General features: G+C 60.1%; 16 protein-coding genes. 7 read left to right on the top strand and 9 right to left on the bottom strand.

Annotated features, from left to right (window positions below; translation table 11 throughout):
• Nucleotides 1–13: 13 nt before the first annotated feature.
• The 7 genes from flgK to ACEN83_RS07150 form a co-directional block, all read right to left on the bottom strand.
• On the bottom strand, nt 14–2026 hold the full coding sequence (gene flgK / locus ACEN83_RS07180) for a flagellar hook-associated protein FlgK (protein ID WP_116580338.1): 2013 nt from the start codon (nt 2024–2026) through the stop codon (nt 14–16).
• A 23-nt stretch (nt 2027–2049) separates the two neighbouring features.
• Entirely contained in the window at nt 2050–3336 is a 1287-nt protein-coding gene (flgJ, locus tag ACEN83_RS07175; protein ID WP_495579877.1) for a flagellar assembly peptidoglycan hydrolase FlgJ, read from the bottom strand.
• Nucleotides 3337–3347: 11 nt separating this feature from the next.
• On the bottom strand, nt 3348–4457 hold the full coding sequence (locus ACEN83_RS07170; RefSeq protein ID WP_495580850.1) for a flagellar basal body P-ring protein FlgI: 1110 nt from the start codon (nt 4455–4457) through the stop codon (nt 3348–3350).
• A gap of 18 nt (nt 4458–4475) precedes the next feature.
• Complete coding sequence (gene flgH, locus ACEN83_RS07165; RefSeq protein WP_007975317.1) at nt 4476–5171, bottom strand: flagellar basal body L-ring protein FlgH; 696 nt, start codon at nt 5169–5171, stop codon at nt 4476–4478.
• A 52-nt stretch (nt 5172–5223) separates the two neighbouring features.
• Entirely contained in the window at nt 5224–6009 is a 786-nt protein-coding gene (gene flgG / locus ACEN83_RS07160) for a flagellar basal-body rod protein FlgG (RefSeq protein ID WP_007975316.1), read from the bottom strand.
• Nucleotides 6010–6054: 45 nt separating this feature from the next.
• Complete coding sequence (locus ACEN83_RS07155; protein WP_007975314.1) at nt 6055–6795, bottom strand: flagellar basal body rod protein FlgF; 741 nt, start codon at nt 6793–6795, stop codon at nt 6055–6057.
• Between the two features lie 264 nt (nt 6796–7059).
• On the bottom strand, nt 7060–8622 hold the full coding sequence (locus ACEN83_RS07150; RefSeq protein WP_495579876.1) for a sigma-54-dependent transcriptional regulator: 1563 nt from the start codon (nt 8620–8622) through the stop codon (nt 7060–7062).
• A 393-nt stretch (nt 8623–9015) separates the two neighbouring features.
• On the opposite strand from ACEN83_RS07150, the gene phhA reads away from it, so the two are divergent.
• From phhA to ACEN83_RS07120, 6 genes are all read left to right on the top strand, one after another.
• On the top strand, nt 9016–9807 hold the full coding sequence (gene phhA, locus ACEN83_RS07145) for a phenylalanine 4-monooxygenase (RefSeq protein ID WP_007975312.1): 792 nt from the start codon (nt 9016–9018) through the stop codon (nt 9805–9807).
• Nucleotides 9808–9913: 106 nt separating this feature from the next.
• The gene (locus tag ACEN83_RS07140; RefSeq protein ID WP_495579875.1) at nt 9914–10270 is read left to right on the top strand and encodes a 4a-hydroxytetrahydrobiopterin dehydratase; all 357 of its coding nucleotides are present in this window, start codon (nt 9914–9916) and stop codon (nt 10268–10270) included.
• Complete coding sequence (locus ACEN83_RS07135; protein WP_495579874.1) at nt 10270–11463, top strand: amino acid aminotransferase; 1194 nt, start codon at nt 10270–10272, stop codon at nt 11461–11463. The genes ACEN83_RS07140 and ACEN83_RS07135 overlap by 1 nt, the downstream gene beginning before the upstream one ends.
• Nucleotides 11464–11689: 226 nt before the next feature.
• Entirely contained in the window at nt 11690–11821 is a 132-nt protein-coding gene (locus tag ACEN83_RS07130) for a hypothetical protein (protein WP_007975308.1), read from the top strand.
• 74 nt (nt 11822–11895) lie between these two features.
• Nucleotides 11896–12093: a hypothetical protein gene (locus tag ACEN83_RS07125; protein WP_102699463.1), complete on the top strand. Its 198-nt coding sequence runs from the start codon at nt 11896–11898 to the stop codon at nt 12091–12093.
• A gap of 99 nt (nt 12094–12192) precedes the next feature.
• Entirely contained in the window at nt 12193–13392 is a 1200-nt protein-coding gene (locus ACEN83_RS07120; RefSeq protein WP_495579873.1) for an MFS transporter, read from the top strand.
• Here ACEN83_RS07120 and arfB read toward each other — a convergent pair.
• Both arfB and ACEN83_RS07110 read right to left on the bottom strand, forming a co-directional pair.
• A complete protein-coding gene (gene arfB / locus ACEN83_RS07115; RefSeq protein ID WP_495579872.1) occupies nt 13389–13802 on the bottom strand; it encodes an alternative ribosome rescue aminoacyl-tRNA hydrolase ArfB in 414 nt (137 codons plus the stop codon). The two genes, ACEN83_RS07120 and arfB, sit on opposite strands and share 4 nt — an antisense overlap.
• Before the next feature lie 229 nt (nt 13803–14031).
• Complete coding sequence (locus ACEN83_RS07110; protein WP_116580333.1) at nt 14032–15444, bottom strand: amino acid permease; 1413 nt, start codon at nt 15442–15444, stop codon at nt 14032–14034.
• A 908-nt stretch (nt 15445–16352) separates the two neighbouring features.
• On the opposite strand from ACEN83_RS07110, the gene ACEN83_RS07105 reads away from it, so the two are divergent.
• A complete protein-coding gene (locus tag ACEN83_RS07105) occupies nt 16353–17315 on the top strand; it encodes an IS110 family RNA-guided transposase (protein WP_495580838.1) in 963 nt (320 codons plus the stop codon).
• Nucleotides 17316–17358 lie beyond the last annotated feature (43 nt).

The raw sequence follows: 17358 nt of genomic DNA, 5'->3' as shown, positions 1-17358 counted from the left end.
GTTCTACGGCTCCTTAAAGGGCATTGATCAGAGTGCTGAAAATTTCCTGCGCAGTCTTGATGATCTGCGAAGACGCCGTGTAGTACTGCTGATACTTGGTCAGGTTGCCGGCCTCTTCATCGAGATCGACCCCCGACAGCGAGTCACGGGCGTTTCGCGCCCCGGTCAGGATGGTGTCAGTGGCGGTGCCGTCCAGTTGAGCCTGCTTGGTCTGGGAGCCGACGCTCGACACCAGGCCACCATAAGCCTCGGTAAAACTCACACCCGGGCTGGTAGCAGTGGCCCCCACCGTTGCCTTGGTTTGCAGACCGAGCAAGGCCGAAGCATTGCGGTTGTCGGTGCTGCCGGCCGCGGTCATGGAAATATTGAAACTGTCACCCGAAGCCGGGCTGCCGCTGACGGTCATCCCCACGCTGAAGGTTTTGGCATTGCCACCGGCATCGGTGTAAGGCACGGCAATGTTCAGGTCGTTGTTCTGGCCTGGCACGATGTTGCCGGTACCGACGCTGTTGCCCTTGGCGTCGAACACCTCGTAGGCCGTGGCGCTGGTCATGAGCATGCGAACCGGCATCGATGCCTTGACCGCCGTCTGCACCTCCAGACGCTGGACCGGATCGTAGATATCCAGGGCAGTGTTGAGTGTCGGCTGACTGACAGCACCGGTACCGTCATTGCCCGAGGCCTTGGAAGAGGTTAGCGGAGCGGCCGTGGCCAGGGTTTTGGCGTCGGTCATGACCGTGGTCATGTCCGCGGCGGAGCTGCGCGTCGGGGTAATCTTGAAGCTGTCGCCAGCGGTGACCGAGCCTGCGTTCAGGCTCAGGCTGAAGCCATCGATGACCGGCTCGGCAGCAGGAGGTGTAGCGAACGCGAAGTTGCCCATGTCGGTGTTATCCGACAAGCGACGCACGTTGTAGCCCGTGGCCGTGATGGTCACCTGATAGTCACTGGCCTGCAGCTTGCTGGTGTCCTTGATGGTGACGTTCAGGTTGCCGGAGGCCGGGTCGTTGTTCGCATTGGCGATGCTGCGCTGACTGATGGCCGCCGCGCTGTTGATGTTGTTGAACAGCGCGGCGCCGAAGTTGCCGTTCTGGTCCAGGCCCTGCCCCAACTGCTTGTTGACCTGATCCGCCACAACCATGGCGATGCGGCCCAGGCTATTGACCGCCGGCGTCAGCACTTCAGAGCGATAGCGCAACAGTCCACCCATCTGGCCGCCGCTCATCACACCCGTGATGTCGATCGACGAACTGCCACGATCCATGATGATCGAGGAACGGGTCGGGTCGGTCGGGTCTGCCGCCATACGCAATTTATTGACCGTGTCGCCGACAACCAACGGCTGGCCGCTACCCAGGTAGACATCCAGTCGGCCTTCGGTTTCGGTGACCTGAGTGCCGACCAGTTCGTTGAGCTGGCGAATGGTTTCGTTGCGCTGGTCCAGCAGTTCGTTGGGCGTGCCACTCGAACTGCTGACTTCACTGATTCTCTTGTTGTACGCCGCGACAGTCGACGCCAGCTTGTTGACCTGTTCGGCCATCGAGCCCAACTGATCGTTGATGTAGGTGTTCTGCTGCGTCAACTGCTGGGATATGGCATTGAAGCGGCTGCTCAAACCCTGGGCATTGGTCAACAGCGCCTGGCGTGCAGCGTTGTCGTTGGAGTTCGCGGACAGCGTCTGCAACGACGAGAAGAAGGACTGCAGTGTCTTGGTGATGCCGGTGCCACTGTCGGACAGCAGTTTGTCCACCTGAGTGGCCTGCCCCAGATAAGCTTGCGCATCACCGTTGAGCGAGGTGGTGGTCTGCAACTGTGCATCGAGGTAGCTGTTGTACACCCGACGCACATCGGCCAGCGTCGTGCCAGTGCCGATGAACACATTGCCGTACTGAATAGAGCCTTTGGTGCCCTGTACAGTTTGTTGGCGCGAGTACCCGACGGTATCGACGTTGGAAATGTTGTTACCGGTAGTCACCAGCGAAGCGTGGCTAGCAGAGAGCCCCGACATCCCGATATTGAGCAAACTCATGGTTCAGACCTTATTCCTTGTGCCTATAAAGGCGTAGTGGAAACGCCCGCCGCAGCGTAGTTCTGGTAACTCGTCATCTGCTTGGCTATCTGCGAAATCTTGCTCGCGTAGTCCGGGTCGGTTGCGTAACCGGCCTTCTGCAACTCGCGTACAAACTGTTCCGGGTTATCGGCCGACTTCACGACATCTTGATAGCGATTATTGGTCTGCAGCAAAGTCACAAGGTCATGGAAACTGTCCTTGTAAGAGTCGTAGGAACGGAACTCGGCCGTCTCCTTGACCATCTGCCCGTTCCTGAATTCGCTGGTGATCGCCCGCGCCGAATTTCCCTGCCAACTATTGCCGGCCTTGATACCGAACAGGTTGTGGCTGCTGCTGCCGTCCTGCTGGCGCATGACCGATTTGCCCCAACCGGTTTCCAGGGCCGCCTGGGCCACCAGGTAACGCGGATCGACACCAATCCGCGCCGCTGCCTCCTTGGCCATCGGCAACATGGTGTTGACGAACTGGTCCGCGGAACTGAAGGCTTTCTTCGGGGGCGCCAGTGGAATCTGCGCCATGGCGCGACCGTAGATCTGCATGCCGCCCGAGGAGGATTGCTGCGCAGTCGCCAGCCAGTCGCCGTTGTACAGAGGTCCCGTGCCGGTGCTTGTCGCGCGCTCAGGCAACAGTGTCTTGTTGATCGTCGTGGCAGCGGGCGTCGCCGAAGGCACCAACCCGGCCAACAGACGATCAGCCAGCTTCGGCGGCAATGCCAGGCGTCGCTGATTGATCAGCGCCATGTCATTGCGATGACCACCCTCACCCGCCTCTTGCGGGGCGTGGACCGAGCGCGAAGCCCACAACGGACGCTGGCCATTGACCCGCGACAGTGGTCCGTTGATTGCCGTCGTGCCGGCCGCCACCGGCGTTTGCACGGCGGCTTTCGCGGCCTCTTGCTTGGCCAGAGACGCTGCGGCGGCTTCACCCGGCGCCAGCGGTTTGTTCTTCGACATCTGGCGCATAAGCACGTCAGCCAGGCCGATACCACCGCCCTCGCGGGACATGGAAACGGCCAGTTGCTGGTCGTACATTTCCTGATATTGCTTGGCCGCCGGGGTGTTCATCGGATTGTCCTGACCCAGCGCTTCGGTGGCCGAACGCATGGACTTGAGCATTTCCCCGAGGAACAGCGATTCGAATTCCTGCGCCACCTTGCGCAGGTTGCCGTCGCTGTTCTTGTCGCCGACCTTGAGCTGATTCAGACGATTGAGGTCCGAGTAGGAACCCGAATCGCTGCTGCTGACCAGACCGCTCTTGCGCATATCCACGATGGCCGTCCTCAGATCACGATCAGGTCGGCTTGCAGGGCGCCAGCCTGCTTCAGCGCTTCGAGGATGGCCATCAGGTCACCCGGTGCCGCGCCGACCTGGTTCACCGCCCGTACGATTTCGTCGAGGGTGGTGCCCGGGCCGAACTTGAACATCGGCTTGGCTTCCTGCTGGGCATTGACCTTCGAACGCGGCACCACCGCCGTCGTGCCATTGGACAGAGGGCCGGGCTGGCTGACGATCGGGTCTTCGGTGATGGTCACGGTCAGGCTGCCGTGGGTCACGGCGGCTGGGGAAACCTTGACGTTCTGGCCGATCACGATGGTGCCGGTACGGGAGTTGATGATGACTTTCGCCACCGCCTGGCCCGGATCGATCTCGAGGTTTTCCAGGATAGACAGGTAGTCGACCCGCTGGCTTGGATCGAGCGGCGCGGTGACGCGAATCGAACCGCCGTCGATGGCCTGGGCCACGCCAGGGCCGAGCATGTTGTTGATCTTGTCGACGATGCGCTTGGCCGTGGTGAAGTCGGAACGGTTGAGGTTCAGCGTCAGGCTGTTGCCCTGGTTGAAACCGCTCGGCACCGCGCGCTCCACCGATGCACCACCGGGGATGCGCCCGGCTGACGGAACGTTGACGGTGATCTTCGAGCCGTCGCGCCCTTCCGCATCGAAACCGCCGACCACCAGGTTGCCCTGGGCCACCGCATAGACGTTGCCGTCGATCCCCTTGAGTGGCGTCAGCAGCAAGGTACCGCCGCGCAAGCTCTTGGAGTTGCCGATGGACGAAACGGTGATGTCGACCTGCTGCCCCGGCTTGGCAAACGCCGGCAGGTCCGCGCTGATCGACACGGCCGCCACGTTCTTCAACTGCACGTTGCCCGAACCCGGCGGCACCTTGATGCCGAACTGCGAGAGCATGTTGTTGAAGGTCTGCAGGGTGAACGGGGTCTGCGTCGTCTGGTCGCCGGTGCCGTTAAGCCCGACCACCAGGCCGTAGCCGATCAACTGGTTGGAACGCACGCCGGAAATGCTGGCAATGTCCTTCAGGCGCTCGGCTTGAGCATTGAAGGCTGCCGACAGCATCAGGGTGGCCACCATAAGGTGTTTGAAGTTCAACATGCTCAACTGGAAAGCCACCTAGAAAGGGAACAGCGGGCTGAGGAAGAAACGGTCGAACCAGCCTGGCTGACTCGCATCGGCAAACGAGCCGGTGCCCGAATAGGTGATGCGCGCATCGGCGACACGGGTCGACGACACGGTGTTGTCGGTCGAGATGTCATCGGCGCGAACCAGGCCGGCGATCCTCACCAGCTCATCGCCGGTGTTGAGCGTCATCCACTTCTCGCCGCGCACCGCGATGATGCCGTTGGGCAAAACATCGGCAACGGTCACGGTGATCGAACCGGTCAGGGTGTTGCCCTGCGCCGCCTTGCTGTCGCCCTTGGTCGCGCGGTCACCTTCGTAGCTGGCACTCAGGCTCAGGTCGCCATCGCCGAACGGGTTGTTGGTGGTGGCGCTGCTGCCGAACAGCGAACTCAGGCCGATGTTGGCCTTGCTGTTCTTGCCGATTTGCGAGTTGGCGTTTTTGCTGGCCTGGGTCCTTTCGTTCAGGGTGATGGTGATGATGTCACCGACCCGGAACGCCTTGCGGTCGCTGTAGAGGTTCTGTTCGAAACCGGCCTGATAGATCGAGCCGTTGTTCGCGGCCGCCGGCAACGGCGTGCGCGGCAACACCGGAGCGTAGTAAGGGTCATTGGGCTTGGGCGTCGAAGGCACGCAGCCTGCGAGCGCGGTGATCCCACTCAGTGCCAGAACAGATACATAGCGATTCATGACCCTACCTCACGGTGTTGCAGGCAGCCTCATGGCCGCCCCATAGACTTGATTACAGATTCTGCGTTACGAACGAGAGCATCTGGTCGGCGGTGGAGATCACCTTGGAGTTCATCTCGTAGGCGCGCTGGGTGGTGATCATGTTGACCATCTCCTCAACGGTGCTGACGTTGGACGTTTCCAGGGTGTTCTGCAGCGTGGTGCCGAAACCGTTCAGGCCCGGTGTGCCGACTTGCGGCGCACCACTGGCGGCGGTTTCCAGGAACAGGTTGTTGCCCACTGCCTGCAGGCCGGCCGGGTTGATGAAGTCGGCGGTCTGCAGGTTGCCGATCACCTGGGCAGCCGGGTTGCCGGCAACAGTGATGGACACGGTGCCGTCGCGGCCGACGGTGAAGGTCTGCGCATCGTTCGGAATGACAATCGCCGGCTCCAGGGCAAAACCGCTGGCGTTGACGATCTGGCCGTTGGAGTCCAGGTGGAAGGTACCGTCACGGGTGTAGGACGTGGTGCCGTCCGGTTGCAGGATCTGAAAGAAACCGCGACCGTCGATGGCCATGTCCAGTGGCTGCTCGGTGGTTTGCAGGCTGCCGGCGGTGAAGTTCTTCTGGGTGCCGACGATGCGCACACCGGTACCCAGTTGCAGACCCGACGGCAGTTCGCTGTCCTGGGTCGACTGGGCGCCAGGCTGACGCTTGATCTGGTAGAGCAGGTCCTGGAACTCGGCGCGGTCACGTTTGAAACCCGTGGTCGACACGTTCGCCAGGTTGTTGGAAATGGTAGTCAGGTTGGTGTCCTGGGCGGACAGACCTGTTTTGGCAACCCATAGAGCCGGAAGCATTCGATTCTCCTCGTGCGCCTGTTTTACGGCGCGACGTTCTGGTGATTAGCTGATCTGCAAGACCCGAGCCATGGCCTGGTCATCGTCTTTGGCGGTGTTCATCATCTTGATGTGCAGCTCGAACTGCTTGGACAAGGCCAGTACCGAGGTCATCTCTTCCACGGCATTGACGTTGCTCGACTCGAGGAACCCGGACACCAGCTTGACGCCGGCATCGGCCTGCGCCGGCTGGCCGTCCTTGGTGTGGATCGAACCATCCAGGCCCTTGGTCATGTTCTTCAGGTCCGGGTTGACCAGCTTGATGCGGTCCACTTCAGCCATCACCCGAGGCCCCTCGCCCATTGCGCGGATGCTGATGGTGCCGTCCTCGCCGACTTCGATCTGCTGCTCCGGCGGCACGGCAATCGGCCCGCCATTGCCCATGACCGGCATGCCGTTGCCGGCACGCAGCACGCCCAGGGCGTCAACGTTCAGGCTGCCGGTGCGCACGTAGCTTTCACCGCCATCGGGATTCTGTACCGCAATCCAGCCACCGCCTTGCACGGCAACGTCGAGGTCGCGGCCGGTTTCCACCAGTGAGCCCGGGGAGAAATCCGTGGCCGGGCGTTCGGACATGGCAAACGCACGCGCCGGAAAGCTGTCACCGAACACCGGCATCGAACGGGCCTGCTCCAGGTCTTTCTGGAAGCCGTTGGTGGAGATGTTCGCGAGGTTGTTGGCATGCGCCTTTTGCGCCAGTGCATTCTGGCTGGCGCCGGTCATTGCCACATAAAGGTACTTGTCCACACTCTTTCCTCTGCCTGCCGGACGTTTGCCGCCCACTGCTGTGTTGCTGAGCCATAAGCAATTTGCAGACCAACTTGTTTTTGGCGGCGCGCGGCCCGGCAAACAGGGGACTTTGAGGAATCAGAGGGGGATGGGGGATTTGTATCAGAGACGAAAAACCGGCGGTGTCATGCCGCTTCGCGGCAATGGATCAACAGATCGCAGCCTGCGGCAGCTCCTACATCGATTTCTGTAGGAGCTGCCGCAGGCTGCGATCTGTTGATCTCAAGTGCTGCTGTCCTTACCCACCTCATAATCACGCAACTTGTTGGCAATGGTGGTATGCGAAACCCCCAACCGCTTGCCCAGTTGCCGACTGCTCGGATGCTCGGAATACAGCCGCTCCAGCACCGCCTTCTCGAAACGCCCGACAATCTCGTCCAGCCCACCCTCCAGAGAAAAATCGCCAAGGGGCTGACGCACGCCATAATCCGGCAGGCGAATATGCTCGGCCTTGACCATGCCGCCATCGCACAGGGAAACTGCCTGGAACAGCACGTTCTCCAGTTGCCGCACGTTGCCCGGCCAGTGGTAGTGGCTGAGCCGGTCCATGGCCGCCGGGGCGAGTTTGGGCAATGGGCAACCGATCTGCCGGCTGGCCTGATCAAGGAAGTGCTCCACCAGCGGCGTCAAGCCGTCGAGGCATTCGCGCAGTGGAGGGATGTGCAGCGACAACACATTCAAGCGGTGATAGAGGTCCTGGCGGAACTCGCCGCGCGCGCACAATTCGGACAGGTCGACCTGGGTCGCGCAGATCACTCGCACGTCGAGGTAGACCTCCTCGTCGCTGCCGACACGACGGAAGCAGCCGTCCTGCAAAAAGCGCAGCAATTTCACCTGCAAGCGCGGGCTCATTTCCCCGACGCCATCGAGAAACAGCGTACCGCCCGCCGTCAGCTCCAGCAGCCCGAGCTTGCCTTCGGCCCGCGCCCCTTCAAAGGCACCGGGGCCGTAACCGAACAATTCCGTCTCGGCCATGGACTCCGGCAGCCCCGCGCAATTGAGCGCCATCAAGGGCGACTGCCCACGCGGACTGGCCAGGTGGCAGGCCCGCGCCAGCAACTCTTTGCCGGTGCCGGTTTCGCCTTCTATCAATAGCGGCGCATCCAGCGGTGCCATGCGCCGCGCTTCACGCACCACTGCGGCCATCACTTTCGAGCTCTGGAAGATGCTGTCGAAGCCACGCAATTCCTGCTTGCGCACGTTATAGATGCGCTCACCCACCCGGTCGGCGCGGTGCAGCGTCAGCACGGCACCGGCCATGGCCTCGCTGTCGTCATGCTCCGACTGCAAGGGCGCGATGTCGGCCAGGAACACATCACCCTTGACCTTGACCCGCAGCCCGTTGATTCGCGACTTGTTGGCGCGTACCAGTTCCGGCAAATCGAAGTCTTCGGCGTAACGCGACAGGGGAATACCCGGCACCTCGTCGACCCGCACCCCCAACAACTGCGCCGCTGCCCGGTTGGCCGCGACGATGGAACCGCCCATGTCGATCGACAACACCGGAAACTCCAGCGCACCGAGCAGGGCATTGAGTTCCATGTGCCGACGCTCGCTGGGCATCAGCCCTACACGCTTGACGCCGAAGACCCCGGCAATCGCTTCGAATTTCGGTCGCAAGGCCTGGAACTGAATGTTGATCAGGTTCGGGCAATGCAGGTAGATGGCGTTGCCATGCTCTCCCCCCACTTCACCACGGGCCACGTTGATCCCGTACTCCACCAGCAGGTTGAGAATGTCGCGCAGGATGCCGATGCGGTTCTGGCAGTGGACTTTGATACGCATGAAAAAGGCCTGAAAAAGCAGTGATTGTGGTTGATGCCTGGCGCGCAACCTGTGGGAGCGGGCTTGCTCGCGAAGGCGGTCTGCCTGATACAGCTACGTTGGATATGCCGACGCTTTCGCGAGCAAGCCCGCTCCCACAGGGGGAAGTGCGATGCACTTTTTGCCAAGGCGCCCATATAGTCGTCAAGATTATGTGACACTCAACGCGCTTTTCAAACCTGCAAATCCCACAACCTGCGCGACAGCAGCCAATACGTAACGATAACTTTACGATTCTTGAGGGTTTTTCCTGCTCAATGCGCCGATCACCTGCTGCAATGCCGCAATCCTTGGGGTATTTCTAGGTCCATAGCAGTACATAACAAGAACGAAATCCCCTAGCAGGAGAGCAGTATGAAGCAGACGCAATACGTGGCTCGCGAGCCCGATGCGCAAGGTTTTATCGACTACCCCGCCGAAGAACACGCGGTGTGGAACACGCTGATCACTCGCCAACTGAAAGTGATCGAAGGGCGTGCGTGCCAGGAGTACCTGGACGGTATCGAAAAACTCGGTCTGCCCCACGACCGCATTCCTCAACTCGGCGAAATCAACAAGGTCCTCGGTGAAACCACCGGCTGGCAGGTTGCCCGGGTTCCCGCACTGATTCCCTTCCAGACCTTTTTCGAATTGCTGGCCAGCAAACAGTTTCCGGTGGCGACCTTCATTCGTACCCGCGAAGAACTGGACTACCTGCAAGAGCCGGACATTTTCCACGAGATCTTCGGTCACTGCCCGCTGCTGACGAACCCTTGGTTCGCCGAATTCACCCACACCTACGGCAAGCTCGGCCTCAAGGCGTCCAAGGAAGAACGCGTGTACCTGGCGCGCCTGTACTGGATGACCATCGAGTTCGGCCTGGTCGACACCCCGCAAGGCCAGCGCATCTACGGCGGCGGCATCCTGTCCTCACCGAAAGAGACCGTCTACTGCCTGTCGAACGAGCCTGAACACCAAGCCTTCGACCCGCTGGAATGCATGCGCACGCCGTACCGCATCGACATCCTGCAACCCCTGTATTTCGCTCTGCCGAACCTCAAGCGCCTGTTCGACCTGGCCCACGAAGACATCATGGGCATGGTCAAGCAAGCGATGCAGATGGGTCTGCACACTCCGAAATTTCCGCCAAAACCAAAAGCTGCGTGAACCGCGACTTTTGCTGACAAGTGAGTCTGTCAGTCACCGTCGCTTTGGTTTAGCGTGACGGCACTGTCGACCGATATAAAAAACACTCGATTACAGGAAACACACCATGTCCACTCTGAACCAAGCCCATTGCGAAGCCTGCCGCGCCGACGCTCCACAAGTCAGCGATGAAGAACTGCCGATCCTGATCAAGCAGATCCCGGACTGGAACATCGAAGTACGCGACAGCATCATGCAGCTGGAAAAGGTCTTCCTGTTCAAGAACTTCAAACATGCACTGGCCTTCACCAACGCCGTCGGCGAGATCTCCGAGGCTGAAGGCCATCACCCGGGCCTGCTGACCGAATGGGGCAAAGTGACCGTGACCTGGTGGAGCCACTCGATCAAGGGCCTGCACCGCAACGACTTCATCATGGCCGCGCATACCGACGAAGTGGCCAAGGACGCCGAGGGGCGCAAGTAATGCACTTCGACGCCATCGGCCGAGTGCCCGGCGACCCGATTCTGGGCTTGATGGAGGCCTACGCGCAGGACCCGAACCCGCGCAAGTTCGATCTGGGCGTGGGTGTCTACAAGGACGCCCAGGGCCTGACGCCGATTCTCCAGTCGGTGAAACTTGCCGAGCAGCGCCTGGTGGACGGCCAGTCCACCAAGACCTACATCGGTGGTCACGGCGAACCGGCGTTCGGCAAGGCAATCAATGAGCTGGTGCTGGGCGCCGACTCGAAGCTGATCAGCGCACAACGCGCCGGCGCCACCCAGACTCCGGGCGGCACCGGGGCCTTGCGCCTGAGCGCGGACTTCATCGCCCAGTGCCTGCCGGGACGCGGCGTCTGGTTGAGCAACCCGACCTGGCCGATCCACGAAAGCATTTTCGCGGCCGCCAAGGTCAAGGTCAGCCATTACCCCTACGTCGGCAGCGACAATCGACTGGATGTCGACGGCATGCTGGCAGTGCTCAACGAAGCGCCCAAGGGTGACGTGGTGTTGCTGCACGCCTGCTGCCACAACCCGACCGGTTTCGATCTGTCCCACGACGACTGGCAGAGGGTGCTGGAGATAGTACGCAAGCGCGAATTGCTGCCGCTGATCGACTTTGCGTATCAAGGATTCGGCGATGGCCTCGAGCAGGATGCCTGGTCAACCCGGCTGTTCGCCGCCGAGTTGCCGGAACTGCTGATCACCAGCTCTTGCTCGAAGAATTTCGGCCTGTACCGCGACCGTACCGGCGCACTGATTGTCTGCGCGAAAAGCGCCGACAAGCTCACCGATATCCGCAGCCAGCTGGCCAACATCGCCCGCAACCTGTGGTCGACACCGCCGGATCATGGTGCGGCCGTGGTCGCGACCATCCTCGGCGACCCGGAGTTGAAAAACCTCTGGGCTGACGAAGTGGAAGGCATGCGCCTGCGTATCGCCCAACTGCGCAGCGGTCTGGTGGAAGCACTGGAGCCTCACGGTTTGCGCGAGCGCTTTGCGCACATTGGCGTGCAACGCGGGATGTTTTCCTACACCGGTTTGACGCCGGATCAGGTCAAGCAACTGCGCGAGCATCACAGCGTGTACTTGGTCAACTCCGGCCGGGCCAACGTCGCAGGCATCGATGCCACACGCCTGGATCTGCTGGCCGAGGCGATTGCCAAAGTCTGCCAATAAACCTGTAGGAGCTGCCGAAGGCTGCGATCTTTTTGAATGCATGGAGAGCAAAATCAAAAGATCGCAGCCTTCGGCAGCTCCTACATTCACCTGTATAGACAATCCCATCCGTCGAAACAAATGGATATAAAAGTCCGTTTGTCATTTTCAGTGCTGTATCCTGCCCAGGCTTTTTAAAAGCGCGGATCTACCAGATCTATCAACAGACTTAGCGAGGAGCGCAACCATGCACGAGATTCCTAATCTCCCCTTCCCAAGCCTGCACGAACCTGAGCAGACGACCACGCAACAAGCCGGTGCCCAACAGCCCGAGCCGAAAGAAGCCACTGACCGCCGCCAGGCTGACAGCGAAGACTGAAATACCCGCCGTACAGACCGTGTGGAAAGCGCTAACATGCGCTTTCCACACTGCCTGAAACGCGAGCCCGCACCATGACCGATGAACTCAGCGAAACCTTTGATGAAAAGCAGGCCAGCGTCCTGATTGGCACCGCCGAGAAAATGATCGAGATCTGGAATCGCCTCTCCCCCGAGAAACAAGCCGCCTTGCTCGCCCGCTTCGGCACCCAGGAAAATGCGCTGGCCGCCCTGGTCACTACGCAACTGGTTGCACCCGTCAAAGCTGAATGACACCGCCCGGCAAATAGTTTTACTTTTTCACAAACAACGACCGTCCACACCGCTATCATAAGCAGCCTATCTATCCTGCTTTACCGTGGACCTTTACCCATGCCTGAAAACCAGCGCCCCCTGGCGGTCACGCTGCAAGTCGTTTCCATCGTCCTTTTCACCTTCATCGGCTACCTGAACATCGGCATCCCCCTGGCCGTATTGCCCGGTTACGTCCACAGCGACCTGGGCTTCGGCGCGGTGATCGCCGGCCTGGTGATCAGCGTGCAATACCTGGCCACCCTGCTCAGCCGCCCCTATGCCGGGAAGATCATCGACAACAAGGGCAGCAAATTGGCGGTGATGTATGGCCTGGCCGGATGCGGTCTGAGCGGCGTATTCATGTTGATCTCGGCCTGGACCCAGAGCCTGCCGACCTTGAGCCTGATCAGCCTGTTGATCGGCCGCCTGGTTCTCGGCAGCGCGGAAAGCCTGGTGGGTTCGGGTTCGATTGGCTGGGGCATCGGCCGGGTCGGTGCGGCGAACACGGCCAAGGTCATCTCCTGGAACGGGATCGCCAGCTACGGCGCACTGGCCGTCGGCGCGCCTCTGGGTGTGTTGATCGTTCATCAACTGGGTTTGTGGAGCATGGGCGTGAGCATTGTGCTGCTGGCCGTGCTCGGCCTGCTGCTGGCCTGGCCGAAAACCGCCGCACCGATCGTTGCCGGTGAGCGCCTGCCGTTCATGCATGTGCTCGGGCGTGTCTTTCCCCATGGCTGCGGCCTGGCCCTGGGCTCCATTGGCTTTGGCACCATCGCCACCTTCATCACCCTGTATTACGCCACGCAACACTGGGACAACGCGGTGCTGTGCCTGAGCCTGTTTGGCGCCAGCTTCATCGGCGCGCGCTTGCTGTTCGGCAACCTGATCAACCGTCTCGGCGGCTTTCGCGTTGCCATTGCCTGCCTGTCGGTGGAAACCCTGGGACTGCTGTTGCTGTGGCTGGCACCGGATGCGCATTGGGCGCTGGCGGGCGCGGCGCTGAGCGGCTTCGGCTTTTCGCTGGTGTTTCCGGCGCTGGGTGTGGAAGCGGTGAATCTGGTGCCTGCCTCCAGCCGTGGCGCAGCCGTCGGCGCCTATTCGCTGTTCATCGACTTGTCGCTGGGGATCACCGGGCCGCTGGCCGGGGCCATTGCGGCGGGCTTTGGTTTCGCTTCGATCTTCCTGTTCGCGGCCCTCGCCGCGTTGAGCGGATTGATACTCAGCCTTTATTTGTACCGGCAGGCACCGAAGCAACGCGAGGCGCGGGACGCCCCCTAGAAGTCGACCTTGCCGCGCCCGGCCTTGATGTTGCCGCGCTTGGTCTTGGATTCGAGGCGACGGGTTTTCGAGCCGAGGGTCGGCTTGGTCGGACGGCGTTTTTTCTCGACCTTGGTGGCACTCTGGATCAACTCGGTCAGGCGCAACAGCGCATCGGCGCGGTTCTGCTCCTGCGTCCGATATTGCTGGGCCTTGATGATCAACACACCGTCGCTGGTGATGCGGCTGTCGCGCAGTGCCAGCAGGCGCTCCTTGTAGAACTCGGGCAAGGACGACGCCGGAATGTCGAAGCGCAGATGCACGGCACTGGAGACCTTGTTGACGTTCTGCCCACCCGCGCCCTGGGCGCGAATGGCCGTCAACTCGATCTCGGCATCCGGCAGATGCACGTTGTTGGAAATCACCAGCATGGAAAAGCGTCCGTATTCAGAACGTGCAGGATACCGCGAAAGAGTCGGACAAACGCGATCCCTGTGGGAGCGAGCTTGCTCGCGATAGCAGTGTGTCAGGCAACGATGATGTCGACTGACACGGCCTCATCGCGAGCAAGCTCGCTCCCACAGGGTTTAGTGTCATACCAAGAATTCGATAGCCACAAAAAACCCGGCACATGGCCGGGTTTGTTGTTTTCGCGCGGAGTTACTTCACTGCCGCCTGCAACGCATGTTGTGCACTGCGCTTGTTCTTGATGCCGTAGCAGACCCACATGAACACGAGCCATACCGGAATCGCGTACACCGATGTCTGGATCCCCGGAATCAATAGCATCACACCGAGAATGAACAACACGAACGCCAGGCAGATGTAGTTGCCGTACGGATACCACAGGGCCTTGAACAGCGGCGTCTGTTTGGTTTTGTTCATGTGCTGGCGGAACTTGAAGTGCGAGTAGCTGATCATCGCCCAGTTGATCACCAGGGTGGCAACGACCAGCGACATCAGCAATTCCAGCGCGTTTTGCGGGATCAGGTAGTTCAGCAGCACCGCGATCAGGGTCACGGCGGCCGAGGCCAGGATCGAACGCACCGGCACGCCGCGCTTGTCGATCTTCGCCAGGCCTTTCGGCGCATCACCCTGTTCGGCCATGCCCAGCAGCATGCGGCTGTTGCAGTAGGTGCCGCTGTTGTACACCGACAACGCCGCAGTCAGGACCACGAAGTTGAGGATGTGTGCCGCGGTGTTGCTGCCCAGCATCGAGAACACTTGCACGAACGGGCTGCCGCTATAGGAATCACCGGAGGCGTTCAGGGTGGTCAGCAAGCTGTCCCACGGAGTCAACGACAGCAGGATCACCAGGGCACCGATGTAGAAAATCAGGATCCGGTAGATCACCTGGTTGATCGCTTTCGGGATCACGGTTTTCGGCTTGTCGGCTTCGGCGGCGGTGAAACCGAGCATTTCCAGGCCACCGAAGGAAAACATGATGAAAGCCATGGCCATCACCAGACCGCTGATGCCGTTCGGGAAGAAGCCACCGTGGGACCACAGGTTGCTCACCGCCGCTTGCGGGCCGCCATTGCCGCTGACCAGCAGGTAGCTGCCCAGGGCAATCATGCCGACGATCGCCACGACCTTGATGATCGCAAACCAGAACTCGGCCTCGCCAAACACTTTGACGTTGGCCAGGTTGATGGCGTTGATCAGCACGAAGAAGCCCGCTGCGGAGACCCAGGTCGGGATGTCCGGGGCCCAGTAGTGGATGTACTTGCCGACCGCGGTCAGCTCCGACATGCCCACCAGGATGTACAGAATCCAGCAGTTCCAGCCCGACAGGAAACCGGCAAAGCCGCCCCAGTACTTGTGGGCGAAGTGGCTGAAGGAGCCGGCCACCGGATCTTCGACGATCATTTCGCCCAGTTGGCGCATGATCATGAAAGCAATGAAGCCGCAGATGGCGTAGCCGAGGATCATCGACGGGCCGGCGGATTTGAGTACCCCGGCCGAGCCGAGGAACAGACCGGTACCGATCGCGCCACCTAAGGCAATCAATTGAATGTGGCGATTTTTCAGGCCGCGTTTCAGCTCGCCTGATTGCGGGTTTTGTCCACTCATGAAAAGGGTCTCACGCAAGGTTTGATGATGTTCAGTAGACGTTGCTGCTCAAGAAAGGCGTTAAGCGGCACCGATCAAACCCCAGCGCAGGCACCAGGAGTTCAGCGTATTTACAACGGTCATGCGTCACCTGTTTGTTTTTATCTGTGACGAAATCGAACCCGACACGCTCGTGACGCGACGGAGTGAACAAGGCGGATAGCCTTGAGGTTTGCGCAGATGCGCAGGAGGTCACAGGTAAAACGCGGCGCATTGTACACCTGTAACCCCCTGCTGCCAGACCCGCTGGACAAGCGTGTCTATGGCCGGGATTGCCTGTGTCCGCCCCGGGAGGCCCGGGCGGCTGCAAAAAATGGGTCAGATCCTTGCGGATCATCGATGGGAAGGGCAGGAAAACCGCCCCTCGCAGAGAGATGGAGATGGAATACGGCGTTCATTGCGCCTCCTTTTTGTTATGCACCTGCACGACAGGCATGGCGCGCATGACACCCTGCATGGAGCGGTGAAACAAGCAGGCTAGAGCGCGGGGAGAAGGACACAAGGCAATAGCGCGTAAGTATTTTCTTACGACATTCGAGAAATGGCGATTTCACGGGGTTAATCCGTGTATTTCGTCAGCATTTCTTTACAGCGCGTAAACCCGGGTTTCCATATTGGAGTGCTCAGTGCGGCGACTGACGCCATCGCGAGCAAGCTCGCTTGTATGGTAGGACTTGAAGGGAGGAGGAGGGACAAGGCTCGATTCTGACTGTTGACGCAGTACAGACCGTGGGAGATATCGCCCCTCCTCCTTTCACCCAAGCGCCGATAAAGAATGCATCTGGCTAGACCGACGATAGGAACAAGCCTGCGCCTCTGGGTGAGCCCTTCAAGTGCTCAAACCTTATCCCGGAGGAAATCCTGTGGCAATGCCGGTCTCTCTATCAAAACCGATCGTGGGTGTGGATGTCGCCAAGAATGAACTGGTGATTTATCAGTCTGATGGTGATTTTCTTGAAGAGATTGCCAACACCAAAACATCCATCAAGCAGTGGCTGAAGGCGTTGTCGGGGACGGTGGCTATTGCCATTGAGGCGACCAACATCTACCACCTGGACTTCGCTGATCTGGCCTATGAGGCCGGTTGCACGATTTACATGGTGGGAGGCTATGAACTCAAACATTATCGCGAAGGCGTGAAAATCCGCGCCAAAACCGACGCGCTGGATGCCAAGCTACTGGCTCGTTACCTGAAGAACGAAGCCGAGGAGTTGCGTCCTTGGACCCCGCCCTCACCGCTGTACCGCCAGCTCCTGAGCCTTTTCCGCCGTCGCGCAGCCTTGGTCCAGGCCAGGGTCGGCCTGGTGCAGAGCTGGTCGAATGAGCCGCTGCTCAAGGCGGCTTTTGCCGAGCAAGTGAAGTCCATGCAGCAGCTTGAGACGCTGATCGAAAAGACGATCAACGATCAGCTCAAAGAAGCCGGTTTGCTCGGTCAATTGAAGCGCTGCCTGAAAGTTGAGGGTATTGGTTTTTTGACTGGGGCCCGCTTGATAACCGCATTTCAGCGAGGGGATTTTAGAAACGCGGATGCATTTATCGCCTTCCTGGGCATGGATTTACGGGTGGCGAAATCAGGACAGAAAGACGCTCGCCGCAGTTTGACCAAGCGCGGTGACCCCGAGGCCCGCCGACTTCTGCACAATGCAGCGATGTCGGCTAGCCGTACGAAAGCCTGGAAAGGGTATTACGAAGAACAAAGAACTCGGGGGTTCAGCACCACTCAGGCGTTGGTGATGCTGGCTCGCAAGCTTGCTCGGGTGGTATTCGCCTTGCTGAAAGGGCAAAGCGAATATCAACCAAAAAGCCAGTTGAGGGCTTTCCCTCAACCATAGAATCTCCCACAGGGAAATGAGTTTGCTCGGAGAATCGCGATCA

This window comes from Pseudomonas sp. Pseusp49 (assembly GCF_059491875.1).
Note: the sequence above shows the minus strand (reverse complement) of the source record. Positions and strands in the feature narration are given on the sequence as shown.